Origin of the sequence: Klebsiella sp. R390 (assembly GCF_051131745.1) — a bacterium.
Lineage (GTDB): Bacteria > Pseudomonadota > Gammaproteobacteria > Enterobacterales > Enterobacteriaceae > Klebsiella.
Genome location: NZ_CP180445.1, coordinates 2,528,232 through 2,553,874 on the forward strand (window position 1 = coordinate 2,528,232; position 25,643 = coordinate 2,553,874).

Genomic DNA, 25,643 nt, shown 5'->3' on the forward strand with positions numbered 1-25,643 from the left:
TTCTACTTGGTTAATTTTGGATTATTGCCGCTGTGCCGCCGAATTCTACGTCTGATGCGTTTAACCAGTCGCGCCACTTTCCATGCGCGTTTAATGCAGTAGCCATAAAGGAAAAAGGCCAATAAAAAGAGGATTAACATCACCCATTCAGGAACGATGCGGGTGTATTCCGCCGCCACGCCCACCAGCGCCAGTATTGCCGCTGCCAGAGTAATCAGTACAAACGCTTGTCGGGAAGTAAACCCGGCACGCATGATCAAATGATGAATGTGCTGGCGGTCCGGAGAGAACGGACTCATTCCCTTACGCAGGCGACGATACATAATCGCCACCATATCCATGAGCGGAATCGCAATAATCCACAGCGCGGTCACCGGGCTGATCGGGTGCGTTTTGCCCTGGGTAGTTTCCAGCAGAATCCAGATAATGGTGAAGCCAATCATGGTGCTGCCAGCATCACCCATAAAGACTTTATAACGACGGCCAAGGGCGCCGAGGTTCAGTAAAATATAGGGCAAAATGGCGGCTATCATCGCAAAACACCACATTGCCAGACTGTACTGGCCGTCGAACCACAGAATGATACCGGTGGCGGCGAAGGAGACCGATGACAGGCCACCGAGCAGGCCGTCGATGCCATCGACCATATTAAACGCGTTGATCGCTGCCCACACGGCGAAGAGGGTGAGGAAGAAGCCAAACGGGCCAAGGACCAGCTCCCACGAGCCGAAGATAAAGCCCAGACTGCTCAGATGCAGGTTTCCTGCCGTCATCATCACGACGGCAATGGCGGCCTGGATAACCGCACGAATTTTTACGCTGATATCAAACCGGTCATCCAGCGCCCCCACCAGCACAAGGATCCCGGCGCAGGCCAGGTATAAGGAGGCATGGGGAATGTAATAATCGGCGATAGCAAAGGTAAAACAAATGCCGGCGTAAACTGAGATGCCACCCACTAACGGAACCAAACCCTGGTGCCGTTTTCGATAGTTAGGTTTATCCACTAACCCGACTTTTTTTGCCGCTTTGCGAGCAACAAAAATAAAAAGGGTAGTGAATAAAAAAATACTGATTAATTCAGTAATAGCAGTGAGTAAATTCACAACACATGTGCTCTCAGCATGGTTAATCCGGGAAGTATAACGACGATGTCTCAACTCCTGAAGGGGTAAAGCAGAACATTACAAATTTATTGTATAGATTTTAGTCTGTTAAAGTTGTCTCTGCCTGGAGCGGTACGCTAATCATACGATAATACACGTTTTGTTTTCCCTTCCTGGATCATACAAATCCCAAAAACAAAACGCCACGCGGTTGCGTGGCGTTTTTTTGGCTTTGTTAACTTACGAACGCTTCATCATGTCGAAGAAGTCATCGTTAGTTTTGGTCATCGCCAGCTTATTGATGAGGAACTCCATCGCGTCGATTTCACCCATTGGATGGATGATTTTGCGCAGGATCCACATCTTCTGCAGCTCTTCCTGAGTGGTGAGCAGCTCTTCTTTACGGGTACCGGAACGGTTGTAGTCGATAGCCGGGAAGACGCGTTTTTCAGCAATCTTACGAGAGAGGTGCAGTTCCATGTTACCGGTGCCCTTAAACTCTTCGTAGATAACTTCGTCCATTTTGGAACCGGTATCGATCAGGGCCGTCGCGATGATGGTCAGGCTACCGCCCTCTTCAACGTTACGTGCAGCACCGAAGAAACGCTTCGGACGGTGCAGGGCGTTGGCGTCCACACCACCGGTCAGCACTTTACCTGATGCCGGGACCACGGTGTTGTACGCACGGGCCAGACGGGTAATGGAGTCGAGCAGAATGATAACGTCTTTCTTATGCTCAACCAGGCGTTTCGCCTTCTCGATAACCATCTCGGCAACCTGAACGTGGCGGGATGCCGGTTCGTCAAAGGTCGAAGCAACAACTTCACCTTTAACCAGACGCTGCATCTCGGTCACTTCTTCCGGACGTTCGTCGATCAGCAGCACCATCAGCACGCAGTCAGGGTGATTGTACGCGATGCTCTGCGCAATGTTCTGCAGCAGCATGGTTTTACCCGCTTTCGGCGGCGCGACAATCAGACCACGCTGACCACGACCGATCGGCGAGGCCAGATCCAGTACGCGAGCGGTTAAGTCTTCAGTAGAACCGTTACCACGCTCCATACGCAGACGAGAGTTGGCGTGCAGCGGCGTTAAGTTCTCGAACAGGATCTTATTACGCGCATTTTCCGGCTTGTCGTAGTTAACTTCGTTAACTTTCAACAGTGCAAAGTAACGCTCACCCTCTTTAGGAGGACGAATCTTACCGGAAATGGTGTCACCAGTTCGGAGGTTGAAACGGCGGATTTGGCTAGGGGATACGTAGATGTCGTCGGGACCGGCGAGGTAGGAGCTGTCTGCGGAGCGGAGGAATCCAAATCCATCCTGCAGTATCTCCAGTACGCCATCGCCAAAGATATCTTCGCCACTCTTCGAATGCTGCTTGAGGATGGCAAAAATAATATCCTGCTTACGCATACGGGCCAGGTTTTCCAGCCCCATATTTTCGCCGAGAGTAATCAGCTCAGAAACCGGCGTATTCTTTAATTCGGTAAGATTCATAATGGTGTGGGTTCTTAAACTCGGGGTAGAACTCGAACTTAATGTTGTGAATGGTATGGCAGGAACTTCCATGCCTGTTAACGGCCTTCATCTCGTGCCTGTACGTTGCCTGGTCACAGGAAAGAACGCAGAGCTGGAACGACAAACGGAAAGAGTGATAAGCCCGGAATTTGTAGCTTCTCGCGCATTGCTGCGGGATGCTTTGGGTAAAACAAGATTCAAACAATAAAGGTATGTTTAAAACGAAGTCTGAAGTTAACTTAGCACGACTCTAGCCGGGCGTCCAGAGTTCCGCTAAAAATAGGGCCCCGGACGCCGGAATGGCAAACCGCTTACGCCAGGTTGGCGTCGAGGAAATCTTTCAGTTGGCCTTTAGACAGTGCGCCAACCTTCGTTGCCGCAACTTCGCCGTTCTTAAACAGCAGCAGGGTTGGGATGCCGCGAATGCCATACTTTGGCGCAGTACCCGGATTCTGATCAATGTTCAATTTAGCAATGGTCAGTTTGCCCTGATACTCTTCAGCGATCTCATCCAGAATCGGGGCGATCATTTTGCACGGACCGCACCACTCTGCCCAGAAATCGACGAGGGTTAGCCCGTCAGCCTTGAGTACGTCCGTGTCAAAACTGTCGTCAGTCAGGTGAATAATTTTATCGCTCATATTTAACTCCACAGGAATAAGCCTGGTGTGTTGGTGTCGCAGACATCAACGACGTGCCGATGCTACGTTATACACGTTAATCTTCAGGATGCCTCTTTATACTGACGTCTGTACGACCCGGTCCCTCATGGACTTCATCGCGCAGGCGCCAAAACAAACCGTCATCAACCCGTTTCGGGTAGATTAATCCCCCTCGGCTCGCTGAGTAGTCTAAGCTTTCGAGGATTCATTCGGTTGCCGCAGATGCAGCCTAAGTCATTTCGCGTATAGCCAACGAAAGGTTGACGTTATTTCAACGGATACGCTTTCTTAATGCAATAGTAAGCTGATATTCTACCACACTATGAGCAAAACACATTTAACAGAACAGAAGTTTTCCGACTTCGCCCTGCACCCGGCAGTGATTGAAGCCCTTGAAAAGAAAGGCTTTCATAATTGTACGCCCATTCAGGCTCTCGCACTTCCACTGACACTGGAAGGTCGTGATGTCGCCGGGCAGGCGCAAACCGGTACCGGTAAAACAATGGCGTTCCTGACGTCAACGTTTCATTATCTTCTCACTCACCCGGCTAAAGAAGACCGCCAGGTCAACCAACCGCGCGCGCTGATCATGGCACCAACGCGTGAGCTGGCGGTACAGATTCACGCTGACGCAGAGCCTCTGGCGCAGGCGACAGGCCTGAAGCTGGGTCTGGCGTATGGCGGCGACGGCTACGATAAGCAGCTGAAAGTCCTGGAAAGCGGCGTCGACATTCTGATCGGCACGACCGGTCGTCTGATCGATTACGCAAAACAGAATCACATTAACCTTGGTGCAATCCAGGTGGTCGTACTGGATGAAGCCGATCGCATGTACGATCTCGGCTTTATTAAAGATATCCGTTGGTTGTTCCGCCGTATGCCGCCAACCAACCAGCGCCTGAACATGCTGTTCTCCGCTACCCTTTCTTACCGCGTCCGCGAACTGGCGTTTGAGCAGATGAACAACGCCGAATATGTTGAAGTCGAGCCGGAACAGAAAACGGGGCACCGTATTAAAGAAGAGCTGTTCTATCCTTCCAACGAAGAAAAAATGCGTCTGCTGCAGACCTTGCTGGAAGAAGAGTGGCCGGACCGCGCGATTATTTTCGCTAACACCAAACATCGTTGTGAAGATATCTGGGGTCATCTGGCCGCAGACGGCCATCGTGTTGGCCTGTTAACCGGCGACGTCGCACAGAAAAAACGCCTGCGTATTCTTGAAGATTTTACACGTGGCGATATCGACATTCTGGTGGCGACAGACGTTGCTGCACGTGGTCTGCATATCCCAGCCGTTACGCACGTCTTTAACTTTGACCTGCCGGACGACTGCGAAGATTACGTTCACCGTATCGGCCGTACCGGTCGCGCGGGCGCCAGCGGTCACTCCATCAGCCTGGCCTGTGAAGAGTACGCGTTGAACCTGCCGGCGATTGAGACCTACACCGGTCATTCTATTCCGGTCAGCAAGTACAACCCAGACGCACTCATGACCGATTTGCCTAAGCCGCTGCGCCTGGCGCGCCCACGCACAGGTAATGGCCCGCGTCGCAATGGTCCGCCTCGTAACCGTCGTCGTTCAGGTTAAAGATTTATGCCATACACAAAATCCTTCAGGATGCATCAAGGCGGCAAGAGAGTGAATCCCGATGCGCTTACACAGGTAAGTGATTCGGGCGCGAGAACGCCGTCAACCCAGAGGCAACGTGAAGGATGAAGTGTATGAGTTCCACCTCGCTTTATGCAGCTATCGATCTTGGTTCTAATAGCTTTCATATGTTGGTTGTTCGCGAGGTGGCCGGGAGCATCCAGACGCTCAGCCGCATCAAGCGCAAAGTGCGTCTGGCCGCTGGCCTGAACAGTGATAATGCGCTCTCCGCAGACGCGATGGAGCGTGGATGGCAGTGCCTGCGCCTGTTTGCCGAACGCCTGCAGGATATCCCTCCGGTTCAAATTCGCGTGGTGGCAACCGCCACGTTACGCCTGGCCGTCAACGCCGACGAGTTTTTAGCGAAGGCGCGGGAAATCCTCGGCTGTCCGGTGCAGGTGATTAGCGGTGAAGAAGAAGCACGTCTGATCTATCAAGGCGTGGCGCATACCACTGGCGGTGAAGATCGCCGACTGGTGGTCGATATCGGCGGTGCCAGTACCGAACTGGTGACCGGCACAGGCGCACAGACCACGTCACTCTTTAGCCTGTCAATGGGGTGTGTGACCTGGCTGGAACGCTACTTCGCCGATCGTAACCTGACGAAAGAAAACTTCGAACTCGCAGAAGATGCCGCGCGCGAGGTTCTGCGCCCGATTACTGACACCCTGAACTATCACGGCTGGAAAGTGTGCGTTGGCGCATCCGGTACCGTGCAGGCGCTGCAGGAAATCATGATGGCGCAGGGAATGGATGAACGCATCACCTTAGCCAAACTGCAGCAGCTCAAACAACGGGCGATCCAGTGCGGGCGCCTGGAAGAGCTGGAAATCGAAGGCCTGACCTTAGAGCGTGCGCTGGTTTTTCCAAGCGGCCTGGCCATTCTTATTGCCATCTTCAGCGAACTGAATATTCAGTGTATGACCCTCGCGGGCGGCGCGCTACGTGAAGGGCTAGTCTACGGCATGCTGCATCTGTCCGTCGATCAGGATATTCGCAGTCGAACCCTGCGCAATATTCAGCGCCGCTTTATGATCGATACCGAGCAGGCCCAGCGGGTGACCCATCTTGCGGCCCATCTGGTAAATCAACTGGACGACAGCTGGGAGCTGGAATCACTGAGCCGCGAGCTGCTGGCCAGCGCCTGCGCGCTACATGAAATCGGCCTGAGCGTGGATTTTAAACGCGCGCCCCAGCATGCTGCCTATCTGGTGAGCAACCTTGACCTGCCCGGCTTCACCCCGGCACAAAAAAAGCTGCTCGCCACGTTATTACTGAATCAAACCAACGCCATCGACCTCTCTTCGCTCCACCAGCAAAATGCGGTGAAGCCGCGAGTGGCAGAACATTTATGCCGCTTGCTGCGTCTGGCGATCCTGTTTGCCAGCCGCCGTCGCGACGATCTTCTGCCCGCCATTGGGCTGACGGTCGACGGTGAGAAACTGATGCTGACGCTACCGGACGAATGGCTGGAAAACCATCCACTGGGTCGGGAGATGGTGGAACAAGAGTGCCAGTGGCAAAGCTATGTCCACTGGCCGCTGGAAGTGGCTTAATTCCGCCCGATCCTGATACGGCGGCAACGCTAAAATGTCCCCGGTGCGCGTCACCGGGCACATCCTGCCTGTTACTTACCTTTCGCTTTTGCCAGCATGGCCCGGATATTGGCAACGTTGGCCTGTCCTTTATGCATCCGCTCTTCCGGAGTAATCACTTTGCGCTCCTGCTCCCAGATCAGGTCATCCTGCGGTAGCTCCAGCAAAAAGCGACTTGGCTCCGGGCGTACCAGTTCTCCGTACTGGCGCCGCTCTTTGCACAGCGTAAACGTCAGTTCTTTCTGCGCGCGGGTGATCCCCACGTAGGCCAGCCGGCGCTCTTCATCAACGTTATCTTCATCGATGCTGCTCTGATGGGGAAGCAACCCCTCTTCCATGCCCACCAGGTAAACATAGGGAAATTCCAACCCTTTCGAGGCATGCAGGGTCATCAGCTGCACCTGATCCGACTCTTCGTCTGACTCGCCGCGCTCCATCATATCGCGCAGCGTGAAGCGGGTGACGACCTGAGTGAGGGTCATTGGCTCGTCAATTTCGCTGCCTTCCAGCATCTCGGTCATCCAGCTAAACAGCTGGTTGACGTTTTTCATGCGCATTTCTGCTGCTTTCGGGCTCGGGGAGGTCTCATACAGCCAGGACTCATAATCCACCCCGCGGATCAGGTCGCGTACCGCCACGATCGGCTCATTTTCTGCCAGACGTTGAATCTCGCCCAGCCACTGCGTAAAGCCAGTGAGCGCATCGTATCCGCGACCGGTGAGCGTCTGGGTGAGGCCCATATCGAAACTGGCGGTGAACAAACTCTTATTGCGGGTCATCGCCCATTCGCCCAGCTTTTGCAGCGTTGCCGGGCCGATTTCACGCTTCGGTGTATTGACGATGCGCAGAAAGGCGCTGTCATCATCAGGGTTGGTCAGCACCCGCAGATAGGCCAGTAGATCTTTGATCTCCGGTCGGGAGAAGAACGACGTACCGCCCGAGATTTTGTACGGGATGCGGTTCTGCATCAGCATCTTTTCAAAGACCCGCGACTGATGGTTACCGCGGTAGAGGATTGCGTAATCCTTATATTGCGTCTTATTGATAAAGTGATGGGCAATCAATTCCCCGGTCACCCGCTCCGCTTCGTGCTCTTCATGGTTCGCCGAGAGGACTTTAAGCTCTGTGCCATACCCCAGTTCGGAAAACAGGCGTTTTTCGAAGACATGCGGGTTGTTAGCAATCAGGATGTTGGCCGCCTTGAGTATGCGCCCGGAAGAACGGTAGTTCTGTTCTAGCTTAATGACCTGCAGGGCCGGGAAGTCCTGGCTCAGCAGCACCAGGTTTTGCGGTCGCGCACCACGCCAGGAATAGATCGACTGGTCATCATCGCCCACCACGGTAAACCGTGCACGCTGCCCGACCAGCAGCTTCACCATCTCGTACTGGCTGGTGTTGGTATCCTGATACTCATCCACCAGCAGATAGCGGATCTTGTTCTGCCAGCGTTCACGCACCTCTTCGTTGCGCTGCAACAGCAGCGTGGGCAGCAGGATCAGATCGTCAAAATCCAGCACGTTACAGGCTTTCATATGTGCATCATACAGCCCGTAGCAGTGGGCAAAGATCCGATCCCGCTCGCCCTTCGCATTTGCGGCAGCCTGCGCCGGCGTTTGCAGATCGTTTTTCCAGTTCGAGATCGTCGAGATCAGCTGCTGCAGCACGACTTTATCGTCTTCGATCAGCCCTTCGGTCAGCTCCTTGAGCAAAGCCACCTGGTCGGTATCATCGAACAGCGAAAAGTTAGATTTCATCCCCAGCGCAGCGTACTCACGCTTAATAATATCCAGCCCCAAGGTATGGAAGGTGGAAATCATTAAACCGCGCGCTTCTTTGCGTCCCAGCGTTTGCCCGACACGCTCTTTCATTTCGCGCGCCGCTTTGTTCGTGAAGGTCACCGCCGCAATATGGCGTGCCTGATAGCCGCAGCCGCGGATCAGGTGCGCAATTTTATTGGTGATAACGCGGGTCTTACCGGAGCCGGCGCCCGCCAGCACCAGGCACGGTCCAGTGACGAATTCGACGGCTTGTTGTTGGCCAGGGTTTAAACGCATGGGAATCTTGCTCAATCTTCGAACGGGGTGTGGATTGTAGCAGAAAGCCGGGAGGAGATTTACCGGCTAATGGTAAAGTGGTAGCAACACCGATAATCCTGAGAGCAAAACGATGGCAAAGAGCGCAGCAGCCCTGCATATCCTGGTAAAAGAAGAAAAGCTGGCCCAAGAAATTCTCGCCAAACTGGAACGCGGCGTGAGCTTTGATCATCTGGCAAAACGCTATTCAAAATGTCCGTCAGGCCGCAATGGCGGCGATCTTGGTGAGTTTAACCGGGGCGTCATGGTTGGCCCGTTTGACAGCGCCGTCTTCAGTTGCCCACTGCTAAAACCCTACGGGCCGGTAAAAACTAAGTTCGGCTACCACATCATTAAGGTGCTGTATCGCCGCTAGCGCATGCTAATATTGCCGTCTGATTCATAGCAACTTATCAAGGCACGATCATGGCAAAAACAGCGGCAGCAATGCACATTCTGGTGAAAGAAGAGAAACTGGCCCTCGACCTGCTGGAGCAGATCAAAAACGGCGCCGACTTCGAGAAGCTGGCGAAAAAACACTCTACCTGCCCGTCAGGTAAAAAAGGCGGCCATTTAGGTGAATTCCGTCAGGGCCAGATGGTTCCGGCGTTTGATAAAGTGGTCTTCTCCTGCCCTGAGCTGGAGCCAACCGGCCCGCTGCACACCCAGTTTGGCTATCACATCATCAAAGTCTTGTACCGCAAGTAACAACGACCGAAACGCTCTACCTGAGAGCGGTTCACGATGATTGATGCAAAAACAAAAAACCCGGCAGCGCTGACGCATGCCGGGTTTTTTATTTATTGGCGTATCGTATTCAGAGCGAAGCGTTAGCCCGCAACAGCAATACGTTTCATATCAGTCATGTAGCCGCGCAGCTTATGGCCTACTGATTCGATCGGGTGGTTACGAATCGCATCGTTCACGTCACGCAGCTGGGCGTTATCTACCGCGCCTTCAGCGATCGCTTTACCGAGGTCACCGGTCTGCAGTGTGGTCATGAACTCTTTCAGCAGCGGTACGCAAGCGTAAGAGAACAGGTAGTTACCGTATTCTGCGGTATCGGAGATAACCACGTTCATTTCATACAGACGCTTACGCGCGATGGTGTTGGCAATCAGCGGCAGCTCGTGCAGTGATTCATAGTAAGCGGACTCTTCAATGATGCCGGAATCAACCATGGTTTCGAACGCCAGCTCAACGCCCGCTTTCACCATAGCGATCATCAGAACGCCTTTATCGAAGTACTCCTGCTCGCCGATTTTACCTTCAAACTGCGGAGCGGTTTCGAACGCGGTTGCACCGGTCTCTTCACGCCAGGTCAGCAGTTTCTTATCGTCGTTAGCCCAGTCAGCCATCATGCCGGAGGAGAATTCACCGGAGATGATGTCATCCATGTGTTTCTGGAACAGCGGCGCCATGATCTCTTTCAGCTGCTCGGACAGCGCATAAGCACGCAGTTTCGCCGGGTTAGACAGGCGATCCATCATCAGGGTGATGCCGCCCTGCTTCAGCGCTTCGGTGATGGTTTCCCAGCCGAACTGAATCAGTTTTTCTGCGTAAGCCGGGTCGGTACCTTCAGCCACCAGCTTGTCGAAGCACAGCAGAGAACCAGCCTGCAACATACCGCACAGGATAGTCTGCTCGCCCATCAGGTCAGATTTTACTTCCGCCACGAAAGAGGACTCCAGAACGCCGGCACGGTGGCCACCGGTCGCCGCAGCCCAGGCCTTAGCGATAGCCATGCCTTCGCCTTTCGGGTCGTTTTCCGGGTGAACGGCGATCAGCGTCGGTACACCGAAACCACGTTTGTACTCTTCACGAACTTCGGTACCCGGGCACTTCGGCGCCACCATCACGACGGTGATGTCTTTACGGATCTGCTCGCCCACTTCCACGATGTTGAAACCGTGAGAATAACCCAGCGCAGCGCCGTCTTTCATCAGCGGCTGTACGGAACGTACAACGTCTGAGTGCTGTTTGTCCGGCGTCAGGTTAACCACCAGGTCAGCCTGCGGGATCAGGTCTTCATAAGTCCCGACGTTAAAACCGTTTTCGGTCGCTTTACGCCAGGAAGCGCGTTTTTCAGCGATGGCTTCTTTACGCAGTGCATAGGAGATATCAAGGCCAGAGTCACGCATGTTCAGACCCTGGTTCAGGCCCTGGGCGCCGCAGCCGACGATGACCACTTTTTTACCCTGAAGGTAGCTGGCGCCATCGGCGAATTCGTCGCGAGCCATAAAACGACATTTACCCAGCTGTGCCAGCTGCTGGCGCAGGTTCAGTGTATTAAAGTAGTTAGCCATGGTGATACTCCGTGATGTTGTACGTCTTATTGTTCGGTTCGCTTTTGCGAGAATGAACTTACTATATGACAGGAAATTCATTGCGGAAATTGATATATTCACAACGTCACATTGCAATATCTGCAATGTAAAATCGTGGAGTGCGGCCAGTGGATTTACGCGATCTGAAAACCTTCCTGCATCTGGCGGAAAGCCGCCATTTTGGCCGCAGCGCGCGGGCGATGCACGTCAGCCCCTCGACGCTTTCCCGGCAAATCCAGCGCCTGGAAGAAGACCTTGGCCAGGCGCTGTTTGTCCGTGATAACCGTACGGTCACGCTCACCGAAGCAGGCGAAGAGCTGCGAACGTTTGCCCAGCAAACGCTGTTGCAATATCAGCAATTGCGCCACACCATCGATCAGCAAGGCCCGTCACTGTCCGGCGAACTGCATATTTTCTGCTCCGTCACCGCCGCCTACAGCCATCTGCCGCCTATTCTCGACCGCTTTCGCGCCGAGCACCCTTCGGTAGAGATTAAGCTCACCACCGGCGATGCCGCCGACGCCATGGAAAAAGTGGTGACGGGAGAAGCTGACCTCGCGATCGCCGGCAAGCCAGAGACGCTGCCGGGCGCGGTGGCTTTTTCGATGCTGGAGAATCTGGCGGTAGTGTTGATAGCACCGGCCTTGCCTTGCCCGGTTCGTAGCCAGATTTCGGTGGAAAATCCCGACTGGTCAACGGTGCCATTTATCATGGCCGATCAGGGCCCGGTACGTCGGCGTATCGAACTGTGGTTCCGGCGGCAAAAAATCAGCAACCCGTCCATTTACGCCACCGTGGGTGGCCATGAGGCGATGGTCTCGATGGTCGCGCTGGGCTGCGGCGTGGCCCTGATTCCGGAAGTGGTGCTGGAGAACAGCCCGGAACCGGTACGCAATCGCGTGATGATTTTAGAGCGCAGTGATGAAAAAACGCCGTTTGAGCTGGGCGTGTGCGCACAAAAAAAGCGGCTGTATGAGCCGCTTATTGATGCTTTCTGGTCTCTGTTGCCTAACCACTAACCCGCAAGAAAGAAGCGAAATGCCGGGTTATGTGTTTCATCGTGGCAGTCATAGCCCAGCTCATGTAGTCGGGTTTCAAAATCCGGCTCATGATCGCCAAGCTCAAAGCCGGCCAGCACGCGACCATAGTCGGTCCCATGACTACGGTAATGGAACAGCGAAATGTTCCAGTGGGTGCCTAACGTATGCAGGAATTTAAGCAGCGCCCCTGGCGACTCAGGGAATTCAAAGCTAAACAGCCGCTCCTGCAGTGGTTTTGATGGCCGACCGCCGACCATGTAGCGCACATGCAGCTTCGCCATTTCGTCATCGGAAAGATCGACCACGCTATAGCCACCTTCCCGCAGCAGGTCCAGAATCTCTTTGCGCTCTTCCAGGCCGCGGCTGAGGCGGACACCAACGAAGATACAGGCATCCTGAGCATCAGCGAAACGATAGTTGAACTCGGTGACTGAACGCCCGCCCAGCAGCTGACAAAACTTCAGGAAGCTGCCTTTCTCTTCCGGAATGGTGACCGCCAGCAGCGCTTCGCGTTGTTCCCCCAGCTCGCAGCGTTCGGAAACGTAGCGCAGGCCGTGGAAGTTAACGTTGGCGCCGGACAGCACGTGCGCCAGCCGTTCACCGCGAATATCATGCTGAGCGATATATTTCTTCATCCCCGCCAGCGCCAGCGCGCCGGACGGTTCTGCTACGGCGCGGACATCTTCGAACAGGTCTTTCATCGCCGCGCAAATCGCATCGCTGTCGACGGTGATGATATCGTCGAGATACTCCTGGCAAACCCGGAAAGTCTCGTCACCGATGCGTTTCACCGCCACCCCTTCGGCAAACAGCCCGACGCGCGGCAGATCCACCGGATGTCCAGCTTCCAGCGCGGCTTTCAGACAGGCGGAGTCTTCCGCTTCCACCGCAATCACCTTGATCTGCGGCATCAGCTGCTTGATCAGAACCGCGACGCCCGCAGCAAGACCACCGCCGCCAACCGGAACAAAAACGCGGTCCAGATGAGCATCCTGCTGCAGCAGTTCCAGCGCCATCGTGCCCTGCCCAGCAATCACCATCGGGTGGTCAAAGGGCGGCACCCAGGTGAAGTTCTGCTGTTGCGCCAGCTCAATGGCCTTTGCTTTCGCTTCGTCAAAATTGGCACCGTGCAGCAGGACCTCACCACCAAAGTTACGCACCGCGTCGACTTTGATATCCGCCGTAGCAACCGGCATCACGATCAGCGCCTTCACGCCAAGACGCGAGGCGGAGAAAGCTACGCCCTGAGCGTGGTTACCCGCAGACGCGGTGATCACGCCCTGCGCCTTCTGCGCTTCCGTCAGCCCCGCCATCATCGCGTAGGCCCCACGCAGCTTGAAGCTATGCACCGGCTGGCGATCTTCTCGCTTCACCAGGATCACGTTATCAAGACGCGAAGAGAGCTTTTCCATTTTCTGCAGCGGCGTAATCTGTGCTGCTTCATAGACCGGTGCCCGTAGCACCGCCCTGAGATATTCCGCCCCCTCAGGGGCGGCAGACAGGGGTTGTGACTCGGCCATGATTAACCCCCAAGTTTGGATTTATCGCGTACCGCGCCCTTATCGGCGCTGGTTGCCAGGCTGGCATAGGCGCGAAGTGCAAAAGAGACCTGACGTTCACGGGATTTCGGGGTCCACGCCCGATCGCCACGAGCCTCTTGTGCTTCACGACGTGCAGCAATCTCGGCATCGCTCAACTGCAGCTGGATCCCACGGTTTGGAATATCAATGGCAATCATATCGCCATCTTCGATAATCGCGATATTGCCGCCGCTGGCCGCTTCCGGCGAGACGTGACCAATCGACAGGCCTGACGTGCCGCCGGAGAAACGCCCGTCGGTGATCAGCGCGCAGGCTTTGCCCAGCCCCATGGATTTCAGGAAGGTTGTCGGGTAGAGCATCTCTTGCATCCCCGGACCACCTTTCGGCCCTTCATAGCGAATAACCACGACGTCACCGGCTACCACTTTGCCACCGAGGATCGCCTCAACGGCATCATCCTGGCTTTCGTAGACTTTGGCAGGCCCGGTGAACTTCAGAATGCTGTCATCCACGCCGGCCGTTTTCACGATACAGCCATTCTCTGCGAAGTTACCGTACAGTACCGCCAGGCCACCGTCTTTGCTGTAAGCATGTTCCAGTGAGCGGATGCAACCTTCAGCGCGATCGTCATCCAGGGTATCCCAGCGACAATCCTGCGAGAACGCCTGAGTGGTACGAATACCGGCCGGGCCCGCGCGGAACATTTTTTTCACCGCGTCGTCTTTGGTCAGCATGACATCGTATTGATCGAGCGTTTGCGGCAGAGTCAGGCCTAAGACGTTTTTCACGTCACGGTTCAACAGCCCGGCGCGATCCAGCTCGCCGAGAATACCCAGCACGCCACCCGCGCGGTGAACATCTTCCATATGGTATTTCTGCGTGCTCGGCGCCACTTTACACAGCTGTGGCACCTTGCGTGAAAGCTTGTCGATATCACTCATCGTGAAGTCGATTTCTGCTTCCTGCGCTGCCGCCAGCAGGTGCAGTACGGTATTGGTGGAACCGCCCATGGCGATATCCAGGGTCATGGCGTTTTCAAATGCCGCTTTACAGGCGACATTACGCGGCAGCGCGGATTCGTCATCCTGTTCATAGTAGCGTTTGGTCAGCTCGACGATGCGTTGTCCCGCGTTGAGGAACAGCTGCTTACGGTCGGCGTGCGTTGCCAGCAAGGAACCGTTGCCCGGCTGCGACAGACCCAGCGCTTCGGTCAGGCAGTTCATCGAGTTGGCGGTAAACATCCCCGAGCAGGATCCGCAGGTCGGACAGGCGGAACGTTCAACCTGTTCACTCTGCTCGTCGGAGACTTTCGGGTCAGCCCCCTGGATCATTGCATCAACCAGATCGAGCTTGATGATCTTGTCAGAAAGCTTGGTTTTCCCGGCTTCCATTGGGCCACCGGAGACGAAAATAACCGGAATATTGAGGCGCAGGGATGCCATCAGCATCCCCGGGGTGATTTTGTCACAGTTGGAAATACAGACCATAGCATCAGCGCAGTGCGCGTTGACCATGTACTCCACCGAGTCGGCAATCAGTTCACGGGATGGCAGTGAATAAAGCATACCTCCATGGCCCATGGCGATCCCATCATCTACTGCGATGGTGTTGAATTCTTTTGCAACGCCGCCTGAGGCTTCAATTTGCTCTGCAACCAGCTTACCCAGATCGCGCAGGTGTACGTGACCCGGAACAAACTGGGTAAAGGAGTTAACAACGGCGATAATCGGCTTACCGAAATCGGCATCTGTCATCCCGGTTGCGCGCCACAGCGCGCGGGCACCCGCCATATTACGGCCATGAGTGGTGGTGGCGGAACGGTACTTAGGCATGCTTTAGTTACTCCCAGTTTCTGTGAAATGGGGCGCTGCGTGTCGCCCCATCTTTTTATGCTTATTGGTTAACCTGATCCAACCAGCCCCATTTATCCTCGGTTTCACCGGTGAAGAGGCCAAAGAATGCTTGCTGAATACGTTTGGTCACCGGGCCGCAACGGCCTTCGCCAACCTGGATGCCATCAACGCTACGCACCGGCGTAATTTCTGCCGCCGTGCCCGACATGAAGACTTCATCTGCCAGATACAGCGATTCGCGGGACAGCACCTGCTCGCGGACTTCGATATCCAGGTCTTTTGCCAGCTTGATAATAGCGTCACGGGTAATGCCCGGCAGTGCGGAAGAGGTGAACGGAGGCGTGAACAGAATGCCGTCTTTCACTTCAAACAGGTTTTCACCCGCGCCTTCGGAGATATAGCCGTTCACATCGAGGGCGATCCCTTCCTGATAGCCATGACGACGGGCTTCACTGCCAACCAGCAGCGAGGACAAATAGTTACCACCGGCTTTCGCGGCAGTAGGAATGGTGTTTGGCGCGACACGGTTCCAGGAAGAAACCATCGCATCGATCCCCTGATCCAGCGCTTCTGCGCCAAGATAAGCTCCCCACGGGAACGCCGCGATGATCACGTCAGTGCTGTATCCCGCCGGCGGGTTCACGCCCATGCCCACATCGCCAACAAAAATCAACGGGCGGATATAAGCGCTGGTCAGGCCGTTTTTACGGATCACTTCACGGCAGGCTTCCATCAGCTCATCAATGCTTTGAGAGACCGGGAAACGGTAAATTTTGGCTGAATCATGCAGACGCTGCATATGTTCGCGATGGCGAAACACCACTGGTCCTTTGTGCGAGTCGTAGCAACGGATGCCTTCGAATACAGAAGTACCGTAGTGAAGCGCATGGGACATCACATGAACCTTGGCTTCGCCCCACGGAACCATCTCGCCATTGAACCAAATGTAATCAGCTTTTTTCGTCGTCATTTTTCTTCCCTTGCGCTCAGGCGCGGATTTGTTGTGATGTTGGTTGCTGGATCTCGACACAGGCGACGTCGACCAGCTTACTTAATTGACTAAACAGTAATTCGACGGGACGCTGGCTGGCAACGGTCAATTCGATATTTATGTTGCTGGCGTCTGCGGCGGTTTCCATATTCATGGAACAAACCTGAAAACCACGGTGGCGTACCACGCGCAGCACACGTTCTAAGGTTTCCGGGTTAAAGCGAGCCTGTAAAGCGACCTGATGTTGCATCATGATAATTTCTCCAGCATTTCTGCATTACTGGCACCGGGCGGTACCAACGGCCAGACATTCTCAAGTTCATCAATTGAGACATGAAGCAGGTATGGCCCCTGGCTCGAAAGCATGGTGTCGAGAGCCGCTTCAACCTGGTCTTTACGGGTGATGTGCTGGCCTGGAATGCCGAAGGCGCTGGCCAGCGTGACGAAATCGGGGTTATCGGTCAGAGTCGTTTCACTATAGCGCTCTTCGAAGAACAGCTGCTGCCACTGGCGAACCATCCCTAAACGTTGGTTATCCAGCAACAGAATTTTCAACGGCAGCTGTTTACGCTTCACAGTGCCCAGTTCCTGAACGTTCATCATGAAGGAGCCGTCACCGGAGACGCAGATAACCGTATCGTTCGGCCGCGCAACCTGTGCCCCTACCGCGGCTGGAAGGCCAAAGCCCATCGTGCCTAAGCCACTGGAAGTGATAAAGTTCTCCGGACGAGTGTAGGTCATGTGCTGCGCTGACCACATCTGATGCTGGCCGACGTCTGTGGTTACGATGCTGTCGGCCGGTTTACGATCGGACAGTTGTTTGAGCAGCAGCGGCGCGTAAATCCCGTCACCAGGGTGGTCGTAGCGCCAGGCGTGCTCGGCACGCAGCGCCTGGTTATGCTGACGCCAGGCATCAATCGCCAATGGCCGTTGTAACGCTGGCAGCAGCATATTCAGATCGCCCGTCACCGCGACGTGAGCCTGACGCAGCTTGTTCAGTTCCGCCGGGTCGATATCCAGATGGATGACTTTCGCATGCGGAGCAAAAGTGTTCAGCTTCCCGGTGACGCGGTCATCGAATCGTGCACCGACAGCAATCAACAGATCGCACTCTTGTACCGCCAGATTGGCCGCTTTGGTCCCGTGCATCCCCAGCATTCCGAGGTAGTACGGATATTCCGCGTCAACGGCGCCCAGGCCTTTCAGCGTACAGGTCACCGGCATTTGCGTGGCGCCGATAAAGTCGCGCAGAGCGGGAACCGCCTGCGCCATACCGACACCGCCGCCGACGTACAGCATCGGTTTTTGCGCGGTAGCCAGCATCTGCAGAGCCTGTTCAACTTCGGCGTGAGGGAAGGCGATATCATCATCGACGGTAGAGAACCAGGGATCGAGTTCGCCTTTTGCCAGTTGAATATCTTTTGGGATATCAACCAGAACCGGGCCAGGACGGCCTGCGTTGGCGACCTGGAAAGCCTCGGCGATCACCCGCGGCAGCTCCTCCAGAGACTGCACCAGGAAACTATGTTTGGTACAGGCCAGAGACAGTCCCAGAACATCCACTTCCTGGAAAGCGTCCGTGCCGATAAACGGCGCGGCAACCTGGCCGGTGATGGCTACGACGGGGATAGAGTCCAGTAACGCGTCTGCCAGACCGGTAATCAGGTTCGTCGCACCTGGGCCTGATGTCGCGATGCAAACGCCAGTTTTACCGGTAGCACGGGCATAACCAATTGCAGCCATGGCCGCGCCTTGTTCATGCCGGCACAACAGGTGTTCCACGCCGCCGTCATACAATGCATCGTAAACCGGCATAATCGCGCCACCTGGATAGCCAAAAACTGTGTCGACTCCCTGTGTTCGCAAAGCATGTACTACCCACTGTGCCCCGTTCATAGTTACTTCCCCGTCATAGATCGGAAGAAACAGAATTTTATGCTGTTAGTCATTATCTGCTCCTCACTCATCATTTTTAAGTTATAAAAAAACCCCCGGACCTTTCGGTGCGGGGGTCTTAGTTCGTTAAGGCTTGATTACTAAGCCTTTCCTCGTCCAAGTGCAGCCCCGCACGGTGGGATAATAATCACCACCACGCTAATCACGACCAGGCTAATCACTCGTAGAAGGGCTGTCATTTTCTGTTCTTTCTGGCTTCTTGTTCGAAGGAATACCTAAAGAGTTATCACAGTCATCACATCAAACACAAGAATTTTTTATGCCTCACTTTCTGATCAGGCTAACAATTTTAGGTAAAACAATTGTTTTTAATAAGAAAAGTATAAAGTGAAAAAAATTCAATTTATTGCCATCTTTTATGACGACGTGATGATTTCTCTCTGAAGTGCCCATCGCCATAATGTCCACCCGCGTAGCCCATTCCATATTGAATGAAATGTAACGATATTCGGCAAAATAGCTGGAATAAGTCGCTTAAAACGTACTTATTCCAGGTTACCAATACTTTTTCAGTCGACATAATGCCGGCTCTCAGGAGGCATTATGTCACTCGCGATCGTTTACACACGGGCTGCTTTTGGTATCAGCGCCCCGCTTATTACTATCGAAATACATATCAGTAATGGGCTTCCCGGGTTGACCATGGTGGGTCTTCCTGAAACCACGGTGAAAGAGGCGCGGGACCGGGTACGCAGCGCGATCATTAACAGCGGCTATACGTTCCCGGCCAAAAAGATCACCATTAACCTGGCTCCGGCCGATCTGCCAAAAGAAGGCGGCCGGTACGATTTGCCTATCGCTCTCGCGCTTCTGGTGGCATCGGAGCAGCTTAATACCACCAGGCTGAATCAATACGAGTTTATCGGTGAACTCGCGCTTACAGGGGCGCTACGTGGCGTTCCTGGGGCAATCTCCAGCGCAATGGAGGCGATAAAAGCCGGGCGGCAGATTGTCGTTGCCGAGGATAACGCTGCAGAGGTGGGGCTCATTGAAGGTAGCGAATGCCTTGTCGCCAACCATTTACAGGAGGTGTGTGCTTTCCTGGAAGGCCTGCACACATTGTCCTGCCCTCTCCCGGAGCCAGACCCCCTTCCACAGGAGCTTCCTGACCTGAGTGATGTCATGGGGCAACAGCAGGGGAAACGCGCACTGGAAATTGTCGCAGCAGGTGGGCATAACCTGCTGCTGATCGGCCCTCCGGGAACAGGAAAAACTATGCTTGCCAGCCGGCTGCCGGGTATCCTGCCACCGTTGAGCAATCAGGAGGCGTTAGAGAGCGCCGCGATCCTGAGCCTGTTCAGCTCTCAACGCGCTGCGAAACAGTGGCGTCAACGACCGTTTCGCAGCCCGCATCATAGTGCCTCACTCACGGCAATGGTGGGAGGCGGATCAATCCCCATTCCTGGTGAGATCTCCCTGGCCCATAACGGGGTGTTATTTCTCGATGAACTCCCGGAGTTCGAACGTAGAGTGCTCGATGCGTTGCGCGAGCCGATTGAGTCAGGAAAGATACACATTTCACGGACCCGGGCGAAAATTGACTATCCGGCGCATTTCCAGCTTATTGCCGCGATGAACCCTAGCCCGACCGGGCACTATCAGGGCCACCATAATCGGGCTTCTCCCGAACAAACCTTACGCTATCTGGGACGTCTGTCAGGGCCGTTCCTCGACCGTTTTGATTTATCGCTGGAAATTCCTCTGCCACCGCCCGGCGTACTCAGCCAGGAAGACATTGTCTCAGAAGATAGCGCCAGTGTACGCAAGCGAGTTCTGGCGGCACGTGAAAAGCAGCTCTCCCGGCAGGAGAAACTAAATGCCGATCTGGAAAATAGTGAAATGAAAATCTGGTGCCCACTCCACCACCAGGACGCGATCTGGCTGGAGCAGGTATTAGCACAGCTGGGACTCTCGATTCGCGCCTGGCAGCGCTTACTTAAAGTTGCCCGAACCATTGCCGACATCGGCGATGAACCTCGTATCGAGCGCTATCACCTGCAGGAGGCCCTTGGCTATCGGGCAATAGAACGGATGCTGACCCATTTGCAGAAACTGATGACATAAAAAAAGGGCTCTCGCCCTTTTTTCTTAATCATCGCTTTCGGTGTAATCTTCAGCGCCTTCAACCTGCGGCTTACCGCCAGACAGAGTATGAAAACGCTTAGGCCGCTTAATGCGTGCCATATACTTAATCCAAACGCGCTCCATTTCCGTTGCTGGCTCACGCTCACCTCGGCATACCGAAACAAACTGTTTTTCATCTTCGGTGACAGGTTCGCGTTTACCCAGTTCCAGTTCGTTAAGAGCATAACCATGCTGTTCCAGCAGTTGTGCCTCTTTGATGGTGAAATCACCATGACGGGAGAACCCGCGCGGATAATGTTTATTATCGAAAAAACGATTAGTCGTCATAAAGCTTTCCGCCATCCTACACGCTCCTGATTCTTTGGCCGAGCTATTTATGGCGCGGAGTATTAGTTACGCTTGACAGAGTGTAAAACAAAAGATTTAAATCATTACGACAAATAATTTTGCGGAGAAGAGTGTGGATACGGAATTGCTCAAAACTTTCCTTGAGGTGAGTAGAACTCGCCACTTTGGGCGAGCAGCGGAGGCGCTTTATCTGACGCAGTCAGCGGTCAGCTTTCGTATTCGCCAGCTGGAAAACCAGCTTGGCGTTAACCTTTTTACCCGTCATCGCAACAACATCCGTCTGACATCTGCCGGAGAAAAATTGCTTCCTTACGCCGAAACGCTGATGAACACCTGGCAGGCGGCGCGAAAAGAGGTTGCGAACGCCTCCCGGCATAATGAATTCTCGATTGGCGGTAGCGCATCCTTATGGGAATGCATGCTTAACGGGTGGCTGGGGAGACTCTACAAAGAGCCCCATAACCTGCAATTTGAAGCGCGGATTGCGCAGCGGCAATCGCTGGTTAAACAATTACATGAACGGCAACTTGATCTGCTGATCACGACAGAATCGCCGAAAATGGACGAATTAAGCAGCCAGTTGCTCGGTAATTTTACCCTGGCACTCTACTGCGCCTCGCCGTTTAAAAATAAGAATGAATTGAATTATTTGCGCCTGGAATGGGGTCCGGACTTTCAACAAAATGAAGTCGGACTGATTGGTAGCGATGACGTTCCCCTGCTGACCACCAGTTCCGCCGAGTTAGCCTATCAGCAACTGGCTGCGCTAAATGGTTGCACATGGTTGCCTACGCGCTGGGTGAAGGATAAAAGCGGGCTACATACGGTGACGGATAGCACAACGCTATCGCGCCCTCTGTACGCTATCTGGCTACAGAATAGCGATAAACAGGCGCAGATCCGCGAGATACTCAAAACCAGCATACTGGATTAACTAAACATACGCCTCCAGGGACGGAGGATGTGGGGGAGATCTTTTGAAGGGCAAACGACAGGCAAAAAAAATCCTTTGCCTGAGCAAAGGATTATATATGGCAGGGGCGGAGAGACTCGAACTCGCGACACCCGGTTTTGGAGACCGGTGCTCTACCAACTGAGCTACGCCCCTAAATTTGCTACTATTAAGCCTGCTAATGTAGCAGGCTTAATTTTAATAAGTGGCGGAACGGACGGGACTCGAACCCGCGACCCCCTGCGTGACAGGCAGGTATTCTAACCGACTGAACTACCGCTCCACCGAATTTCTTTACAACAACCGGCTTATTGCCCCGGTTTCACTGCTAATTTGATGCCTGGCAGTTCCCTACTCTCACATGGGGAGACCCCACACTACCATCGGCGCTACGGCGTTTCACTTCTGAGTTCGGCATGGGGTCAGGTGGGACCACCGCGCTATCGCCGCCAGGCAAATTCTGTTATCAGGATGCTAAAAGCACCCCAACTAATCTGTATCAGGCTGAAAATCTTCTCTCTGTCCACCAAAACAGCTTTGGCGTTGTAAGGTTAAGCCTCACGGTTCATTAGTATCGGTTAGCTCAACGTATCGCTACGCTTACACACCCGACCTATCAACGTCGTCGTCTTCAACGTTCCTTCAGGACTCTCAAGGAGTCAGGGAGAACTCATCTCGGGGCAAGTTTCGTGCTTAGATGCTTTCAGCACTTATCTTTTCCGCATTTAGCTACCGGGCAATGCCATTGGCATGACAACCCGAACACCAGTGATGCGTCCACTCCGGTCCTCTCGTACTAGGAGCAGCCCCCTCAATTCTCCAGCGCCCACGGCAGATAGGGACCGAACTGTCTCACGACGTTCTAAACCCAGCTCGCGTACCACTTTAAACGGCGAACAGCCGTACCCTTGGGACCTACTTCAGCCCCAGGATGTGATGAGCCGACATCGAGGTGCCAAACACCGCCGTCGATATGAACTCTTGGGCGGTATCAGCCTGTTATCCCCGGAGTACCTTTTATCCGTTGAGCGATGGCCCTTCCATTCAGAACCACCGGATCACTATGACCTGCTTTCGCACCTGCTCGCGCCGTCACGCTCGCAGTCAAGCTAGCTTATGCCATTGCACTAACCTCCTGATGTCCGACCAGGATTAGCTAACCTTCGTGCTCCTCCGTTACTCTTTGGGAGGAGACCGCCCCAGTCAAACTACCCACCAGACACTGTCCGCAACCCGGATCACGGGTCTACGTTAGAACATCAAACATTAAAGGGTGGTATTTCAAGGTTGGCTCCACGCAGACTGGCGTCCACGCTTCAAAGCCTCCCACCTATCCTACACATCAAGGCTCAATGTTCAGTGTCAAGCTATAGTAAAGGTTCACGGGGTCTTTCCGTCTTGCCGCGGGTACACTGCATCTTCACAGCGAGTTCAATTTCACTGAGTCTCGGGTGGAGACAGCCTGGCCATCATTACGCCATTCGTGCAGGTCGGAACTTACCCGACAAGGAATTTCGCTACCTTAGGACCGTTATAGTTACGGCCGCCGTTTACCGGGGCTTCGATCAAGAGCTTCTCCTTACGGATAACCCCATCAATTAACCTTCCGGCACCGGGCAGGCGTCACACCGTATACGTCCACTTTCGTGTTTGCACAGTGCTGTGTTTTTAATAAACAGTTGCAGCCAGCTGGTATCTTCGACTGATTTCAGCTCCATGAGCAAGTCACTTCACTTACCATCAGCGTGCCTTCTCCCGAAGTTACGGCACCATTTTGCCTAGTTCCTTCACCCGAGTTCTCTCAAGCGCCTTGGTATTCTCTACCTGACCACCTGTGTCGGTTTGGGGTACGATTTGATGTTACCTGATGCTTAGAGGCTTTTCCTGGAAGCAGGGCATTTGTTACTTCAGCACCGTAGTGCCTCGTCATCACACCTCAGCGTTAAAAGAAGTCCGGATTTACCTAAACTTCCCGCCTACATGCTTAAACCGGGACAACCGTCGCCCGGCTAACATAGCCTTCTCCGTCCCCCCTTCGCAGTAACACCGAGTACAGGAATATTAACCTGTTTCCCATCGACTACGCCTTTCGGCCTCGCCTTAGGGGTCGACTCACCCTGCCCCGATTAACGTTGGACAGGAACCCTTGGTCTTCCGGCGAGCGGGCTTTTCACCCGCTTTATCGTTACTTATGTCAGCATTCGCACTTCTGATACCTCCAGCAACCCTCACAGGCCACCTTCAACGGCTTACAGAACGCTCCCCTACCCAACAACACATAGTGTCGCTGCCGCAGCTTCGGTGCATGGTTTAGCCCCGTTACATCTTCCGCGCAGGCCGACTCGACCAGTGAGCTATTACGCTTTCTTTAAATGATGGCTGCTTCTAAGCCAACATCCTGGCTGTCTGTGCCTTCCCACATCGTTTCCCACTTAACCATGACTTTGGGACCTTAGCTGGCGGTCTGGGTTGTTTCCCTCTTCACGACGGACGTTAGCACCCGCCGTGTGTCTCCCGTGATAACATTCTTCGGTATTCGTAGTTTGCATCGGGTTGGTAAGTCGGGATGACCCCCTAGCCGAAACAGTGCTCTACCCCCGAAGATGAGTTCACGAGGCGCTACCTAAATAGCTTTCGGGGAGAACCAGCTATCTCCCGGTTTGATTGGCCTTTCACCCCCAGCCACAAGTCATCCGCTAATTTTTCAACATTAGTCGGTTCGGTCCTCCAGTTAGTGTTACCCAACCTTCAACCTGCCCATGGCTAGATCACCGGGTTTCGGGTCTATACCCTGCAACTTAACGCCCAGTTAAGACTCGGTTTCCCTGCGGCTCCCCTATACGGTTAACCTTGCTACAGAATATAAGTCGCTGACCCATTATACAAAAGGTACGCAGTCACCTAACAAGTAGGCTCCCACTGCTTGTACGTACACGGTTTCAGGTTCTTTTTCACTCCCCTCGCCGGGGTTCTTTTCGCCTTTCCCTCACGGTACTGGTTCACTATCGGTCAGTCAGGAGTATTTAGCCTTGGAGGATGGTCCCCCATATTCAGACAGGATACCACGTGTCCCGCCCTACTCTTCGAGTTCACAACGTGTGCATTTTAGTGTACGGGGCTATCACCCTGTACCGCCGGACTTTCCAGACCGTTCCACTAACACACGCGCTGATTCAGACTCTGGGCTCCTCCCCGTTCGCTCGCCGCTACTGGGGGAATCTCGGTTGATTTCTTTTCCTCGGGGTACTTAGATGTTTCAGTTCCCCCGGTTCGCTTCGTTAAGCTATGTATTCACTTAACGATAGTGTGTCGAAACACACTGGGTTTCCCCATTCGGAAATCGCCGGTTATAACGGTTCATATCACCTTACCGACGCTTATCGCAGATTAGCACGTCCTTCATCGCCTCTGACTGCCAGGGCATCCACCGTGTACGCTTAGTCGCTTAACCTCACAACCCGAAGCTGTTTCGTAAAACAGTTCGCATTGCGAAAATTTGAGAGACTCGAACACACCGTTTTTCCTTCCTTATTACGGAGAAAGGAAACAGTGTGTCGTTTCAATTTTCAGCTTGATCCAGATTTTTAAAGAGCAAAACTTCGCAGTATACCTTTTCAGGTACACTCTGAAGTTTTCTTGTTATTCAGCAGTAAAGGATGGTGGAGCTATGCGGGATCGAACCGCAGACCTCCTGCGTGCAAGGCAGGCGCTCTCCCAGCTGAGCTATAACCCCATCGTAATACTCATCTCTCGTACCGGTAATTCAGACTGAAACAAGGCGTGGAAGGGCGAAGCATACTGAAGTATGCGAGTCGTTTCACAACGCAGTATCAGGATGAATTTGGTAGGCCTGAGTGGACTTGAACCACCGACCTCACCCTTATCAGGGGTGCGCTCTAACCACCTGAGCTACAAGCCTGCAGAGATGTTTTACTGCTTATTTTTC

General features: G+C 53.9%; 19 protein-coding genes, 4 tRNA genes and 2 rRNA genes. 7 read left to right on the forward strand and 18 right to left on the reverse strand.

The genetic code is table 11. The features are described 5' to 3' along the window. Positions 1-2: 2 nt before the first annotated feature. The 3 genes from wecA to trxA form a co-directional block, all read right to left on the reverse strand. Positions 3-1,106, reverse strand: coding sequence for a UDP-N-acetylglucosamine--undecaprenyl-phosphate N-acetylglucosaminephosphotransferase (wecA, locus tag ACMYSP_RS11755; RefSeq protein ID WP_434586908.1), 1,104 nt, complete (start codon positions 1,104-1,106; stop codon positions 3-5). 240 nt (positions 1,107-1,346) lie between these two features. Beyond that, positions 1,347-2,606 carry a transcription termination factor Rho gene (gene rho / locus ACMYSP_RS11760; protein ID WP_002883293.1) on the reverse strand — a complete coding sequence of 420 codons (1,260 nt, stop codon included), beginning with the start codon at positions 2,604-2,606 and terminating at the stop codon, positions 1,347-1,349. A gap of 332 nt (positions 2,607-2,938) precedes the next feature. Beyond that, positions 2,939-3,268 (reverse strand): thioredoxin TrxA, encoded by a 330-nt coding sequence (gene trxA / locus ACMYSP_RS11765; protein WP_123758129.1) that lies wholly within the window; start codon positions 3,266-3,268, stop codon positions 2,939-2,941. Positions 3,269-3,611: 343 nt separating this feature from the next. Here trxA and rhlB point away from each other — a divergent pair, with 343 nt between their 5' ends. Next, the gene (gene rhlB, locus ACMYSP_RS11770; protein ID WP_434586909.1) at positions 3,612-4,877 is read left to right on the forward strand and encodes an ATP-dependent RNA helicase RhlB; all 1,266 of its coding nucleotides are present in this window, start codon (positions 3,612-3,614) and stop codon (positions 4,875-4,877) included. Positions 4,878-5,002: 125 nt separating this feature from the next. Next, the gene (gene gppA / locus ACMYSP_RS11775; protein WP_434586910.1) at positions 5,003-6,493 is read left to right on the forward strand and encodes a guanosine-5'-triphosphate,3'-diphosphate diphosphatase; all 1,491 of its coding nucleotides are present in this window, start codon (positions 5,003-5,005) and stop codon (positions 6,491-6,493) included. A gap of 71 nt (positions 6,494-6,564) precedes the next feature. Here gppA and rep read toward each other — a convergent pair whose 3' ends face one another. After that, positions 6,565-8,586: a DNA helicase Rep gene (gene rep / locus ACMYSP_RS11780; protein ID WP_434586911.1), complete on the reverse strand. Its 2,022-nt coding sequence runs from the start codon at positions 8,584-8,586 to the stop codon at positions 6,565-6,567. Positions 8,587-8,698: 112 nt separating this feature from the next. Between rep and ppiC (ACMYSP_RS11785) the strand changes: the two genes are divergently transcribed. Together ppiC (ACMYSP_RS11785) and ppiC (ACMYSP_RS11790) are read left to right on the forward strand one after the other, a co-directional pair. Beyond that, positions 8,699-8,980: a peptidylprolyl isomerase PpiC gene (gene ppiC / locus ACMYSP_RS11785; RefSeq protein ID WP_434586912.1), complete on the forward strand. Its 282-nt coding sequence runs from the start codon at positions 8,699-8,701 to the stop codon at positions 8,978-8,980. Positions 8,981-9,030: 50 nt separating this feature from the next. Beyond that, positions 9,031-9,312 carry a peptidylprolyl isomerase PpiC gene (gene ppiC / locus ACMYSP_RS11790; protein ID WP_123758134.1) on the forward strand — a complete coding sequence of 94 codons (282 nt, stop codon included), beginning with the start codon at positions 9,031-9,033 and terminating at the stop codon, positions 9,310-9,312. Between the two features lie 122 nt (positions 9,313-9,434). Here ppiC (ACMYSP_RS11790) and ilvC read toward each other — a convergent pair whose 3' ends face one another. Continuing rightward, positions 9,435-10,910 (reverse strand): ketol-acid reductoisomerase, encoded by a 1,476-nt coding sequence (gene ilvC / locus ACMYSP_RS11795; protein WP_434586913.1) that lies wholly within the window; start codon positions 10,908-10,910, stop codon positions 9,435-9,437. A 149-nt stretch (positions 10,911-11,059) separates the two neighbouring features. Here ilvC and ilvY point away from each other — a divergent pair, with 149 nt between their 5' ends. Continuing rightward, complete coding sequence (gene ilvY, locus ACMYSP_RS11800; protein WP_123758136.1) at positions 11,060-11,950, forward strand: HTH-type transcriptional activator IlvY; 891 nt, start codon at positions 11,060-11,062, stop codon at positions 11,948-11,950. Here ilvY and ilvA read toward each other — a convergent pair. From ilvA to ilvL, 6 genes are all read right to left on the reverse strand, one after another. Then, a complete protein-coding gene (gene ilvA / locus ACMYSP_RS11805) occupies positions 11,947-13,491 on the reverse strand; it encodes a threonine ammonia-lyase, biosynthetic (RefSeq protein ID WP_123758137.1) in 1,545 nt (514 codons plus the stop codon). The genes ilvY and ilvA overlap by 4 nt on opposite strands. A 2-nt stretch (positions 13,492-13,493) precedes the next feature. Beyond that, a complete protein-coding gene (gene ilvD / locus ACMYSP_RS11810) occupies positions 13,494-15,344 on the reverse strand; it encodes a dihydroxy-acid dehydratase (RefSeq protein WP_434586914.1) in 1,851 nt (616 codons plus the stop codon). Between the two features lie 61 nt (positions 15,345-15,405). Beyond that, positions 15,406-16,335, reverse strand: a complete 930-nt coding sequence (gene ilvE, locus ACMYSP_RS11815; protein ID WP_434586915.1) for a branched-chain-amino-acid transaminase — start codon at positions 16,333-16,335, stop codon at positions 15,406-15,408. A gap of 16 nt (positions 16,336-16,351) precedes the next feature. After that, a complete protein-coding gene (gene ilvM, locus ACMYSP_RS11820; protein WP_123758140.1) occupies positions 16,352-16,609 on the reverse strand; it encodes an acetolactate synthase 2 small subunit in 258 nt (85 codons plus the stop codon). Beyond that, complete coding sequence (gene ilvG, locus ACMYSP_RS11825) at positions 16,606-18,252, reverse strand: acetolactate synthase 2 catalytic subunit (RefSeq protein WP_434586916.1); 1,647 nt, start codon at positions 18,250-18,252, stop codon at positions 16,606-16,608. The genes ilvM and ilvG overlap by 4 nt, the downstream gene beginning before the upstream one ends. Before the next feature lie 140 nt (positions 18,253-18,392). Continuing rightward, positions 18,393-18,491: an ilv operon leader peptide gene (gene ilvL, locus ACMYSP_RS11830; RefSeq protein WP_001311244.1), complete on the reverse strand. Its 99-nt coding sequence runs from the start codon at positions 18,489-18,491 to the stop codon at positions 18,393-18,395. A 364-nt stretch (positions 18,492-18,855) separates the two neighbouring features. Here ilvL and ACMYSP_RS11835 point away from each other — a divergent pair, with 364 nt between their 5' ends. Next, positions 18,856-20,376 carry a YifB family Mg chelatase-like AAA ATPase gene (locus ACMYSP_RS11835; RefSeq protein WP_434586917.1) on the forward strand — a complete coding sequence of 507 codons (1,521 nt, stop codon included), beginning with the start codon at positions 18,856-18,858 and terminating at the stop codon, positions 20,374-20,376. A gap of 24 nt (positions 20,377-20,400) precedes the next feature. On the opposite strand, the gene ACMYSP_RS11840 is transcribed toward ACMYSP_RS11835, so the two are convergent. Next, a complete protein-coding gene (locus ACMYSP_RS11840; RefSeq protein ID WP_004869479.1) occupies positions 20,401-20,739 on the reverse strand; it encodes a DUF413 domain-containing protein in 339 nt (112 codons plus the stop codon). Between the two features lie 118 nt (positions 20,740-20,857). Between ACMYSP_RS11840 and hdfR the strand changes: the two genes are divergently transcribed. Continuing rightward, positions 20,858-21,679, forward strand: coding sequence for an HTH-type transcriptional regulator HdfR (hdfR, locus tag ACMYSP_RS11845; protein ID WP_434586919.1), 822 nt, complete (start codon positions 20,858-20,860; stop codon positions 21,677-21,679). A 98-nt stretch (positions 21,680-21,777) separates the two neighbouring features. Here the strand turns inward: hdfR and ACMYSP_RS11850 are convergent. The 6 genes from ACMYSP_RS11850 to ACMYSP_RS11875 all read right to left on the reverse strand — a co-directional run bounded on the left by ACMYSP_RS11850 (position 21,778) and on the right by ACMYSP_RS11875 (position 25,616). Continuing rightward, a tRNA-Trp gene (locus ACMYSP_RS11850) sits at positions 21,778-21,853 on the reverse strand. Positions 21,854-21,903: 50 nt separating this feature from the next. Beyond that, positions 21,904-21,980: transfer RNA gene (locus ACMYSP_RS11855), tRNA-Asp, on the reverse strand. Between the two features lie 55 nt (positions 21,981-22,035). Beyond that, a 5S ribosomal RNA gene (rrf, locus tag ACMYSP_RS11860) occupies positions 22,036-22,151 on the reverse strand. 93 nt (positions 22,152-22,244) lie between these two features. Beyond that, positions 22,245-25,148, reverse strand: a 23S ribosomal RNA gene (locus tag ACMYSP_RS11865). A gap of 206 nt (positions 25,149-25,354) precedes the next feature. Then, positions 25,355-25,430, reverse strand: a tRNA-Ala gene (locus tag ACMYSP_RS11870). Between the two features lie 109 nt (positions 25,431-25,539). Next, a tRNA-Ile gene (locus tag ACMYSP_RS11875) sits at positions 25,540-25,616 on the reverse strand. Between the last annotated feature and the right edge of the window lie 27 nt (positions 25,617-25,643).